Genomic DNA, 1,428 nt, shown 5'->3' on the forward strand with positions numbered 1-1,428 from the left:
AATCCCCGTTGACTTCGTGAACCCGTAGTGGATGTTACCAATTCCTGTGCTTGATGCATCAAAGTTTGCCATATTAAATCCCTCTTTGCACACGTCGAAACGTGTTGCTTAATACTTTCTGTCAACCAATGGACCAAAAACGAAAAGTCACGTTCACAACCTACCACAGTTGCGGATCATGACTTTGTGACTGACATTTTAAATGGGTGATAACACTTTTAATCTCCCTCATGTTATTTTAATACTTTTTGTAAGTAAATGGGCAAAAGTCCGAAAAAATGGCGTTATTTCCTTGTTCGCTATATAATCGTTTGACGGATCCACCGCTAATGGGGTTCAATAGAAGTATCACATAGTCGCATTCGGCTAGAAAGAAGCTTTCATATGGCAGCATTCACACCCATTACTTTTAATCGCATTAAAGAAATTGCAGATGAACAAGGCTATTCCCTTCGAACTATTAATAATGTGGCCGAATTAGGCACAAACACCATTTACGGTTGGAAGTTTAAAGAGCCCACCATTGCTCACGTCGAGGCCGTCGCGAACGTACTGGGCGTTTCAGTCAATTACTTGCTGGGCTACACCGACAGCCGTGATAACAGCGTCGAGACCTTACCCTTGGAATTTACTGAGATTGATACCGACATGGAAGAAATCGTTGCCTTGATTGAGTCGGCCGGTCTATCAAAGTTGCAACTACAAACCTTGAAGCGTCTCATTCAAAAAGATTTAACGCAATTTGACTAACAAAACCGCGTATCCACATGGGTACGCGGTTTTCATTTTGATTAGAATTGGGCGGCAGACCCATAATCTGTCCGATAAGCACCGTTTACGCCAGCCAGTTTACCAATTTCACGTAATTGCGCCACATAAGGCGCAGCGCCATCCGGCAAGGTGAAGGTGCGGTTGAAAACGCTAAAATCAATATAGGCCACTAAGCGGTTCGCCCACCGACGGGCATCCTCGCCTCGTTCCATACGGGTTGCCACGCGTTGGGCCACCAGCAAAAGTTCATTAATCACATCAGCCTCGTTCAATACCTGCTGCAGTCCCATCACTGCATCTAGAACTTGAGCCCGCTCCAGCCGATCAATACGGCGTTGCTTATTAAAAAACATCGTACTACCCCCTTACGGACAGTCTAGCACTTTTTCGGGTGTTGAAAAGCGGATATTTTACTTATTAAATTCACGCTTGCTATTATGTCCCTTTGGCGTTAAAGTTATGCCACGTTGACATTTTAGCAGCGCCGACCGGAGCTTGTCGTTAAACAGCTCAGAGGGTTTTACGGGATACAACCGCCTCTCAAAAAACAAACCGGCCGGTACAATTTTTGTACCAGTCGCATGTCGCATGCGCCCACGTTACCGAATCGGTGGGTTTTCAACAATCGGAGGAACACCTATGTTCTCATATCACTCG

Annotated in this window: 2 protein-coding genes; one reads left to right on the forward strand and one right to left on the reverse strand. The window is 45.2% G+C overall.

Going from position 1 to position 1,428, the window contains the following annotated elements:
• Positions 1-384: 384 nt before the first annotated feature.
• Positions 385-750: a helix-turn-helix domain-containing protein gene (locus WEIDD23_RS11190; protein ID WP_010369654.1), complete on the forward strand. Its 366-nt coding sequence runs from the start codon at positions 385-387 to the stop codon at positions 748-750.
• A gap of 41 nt (positions 751-791) precedes the next feature.
• On the opposite strand, the gene WEIDD23_RS11195 is transcribed toward WEIDD23_RS11190, so the two are convergent.
• Positions 792-1,124: a hypothetical protein gene (locus tag WEIDD23_RS11195; RefSeq protein WP_010369657.1), complete on the reverse strand. Its 333-nt coding sequence runs from the start codon at positions 1,122-1,124 to the stop codon at positions 792-794.
• Between the last annotated feature and the right edge of the window lie 304 nt (positions 1,125-1,428).

This window comes from Weissella sp. DD23 (assembly GCF_001579105.1).
In the GTDB taxonomy this organism is placed as follows: Bacteria; Bacillota; Bacilli; order Lactobacillales; family Lactobacillaceae; genus Weissella; species Weissella cibaria.

Coding starts and splice junctions, on each gene's coding strand:
- WEIDD23_RS11190 (WP_010369654.1), top strand. CDS start 385: ATGGCAGCATTCACACCCATTACTTTTAATCGCATTAAAGAAATTGCA.
- WEIDD23_RS11195 (WP_010369657.1), bottom strand. CDS start 1,124: ATGTTTTTTAATAAGCAACGCCGTATTGATCGGCTGGAGCGGGCTCAA.